Origin of the sequence: Clostridioides sp. ZZV15-6598 (assembly GCF_020657705.1) — a bacterium.
Taxonomy (GTDB): Bacteria; Bacillota; Clostridia; order Peptostreptococcales; family Peptostreptococcaceae; genus Clostridioides; species Clostridioides difficile_F.
This window is the reverse complement of sequence record NZ_JAGWCS010000401.1, coordinates 1-205: the sequence shown is the minus strand read 5'-3', so window position 1 is coordinate 205 and position 205 is coordinate 1. Positions and strand designations below refer to the sequence as shown.

Below are 205 nucleotides of genomic sequence, written 5' to 3'. Positions count from 1 at the left end.
TTTTGTAGTGAAAATTTGTCAGGTTCTTTAAGCCAATCTAATTCTTTTTTTAAATTGGTCAAATCAGAACTGCACTGTTTATAAGTAAAAGTTTCTTTATCATTTTCATAAACTTCTATTTTTTTAGCAAGATATTTATTATATACAAATCTACAACATCCAAAAGTTTTGTTAATTAACTCTTGCTGTTTTTTATTAGTACATT

1 protein-coding gene is annotated in these 205 nt (G+C 23.4%); it reads right to left on the bottom strand.

Annotated elements, in window-relative coordinates:
• On the bottom strand, positions 1–205 hold a 205-nt coding region (locus KGF50_RS22240; protein ID WP_227850031.1), incomplete at both ends, for a helix-turn-helix domain-containing protein.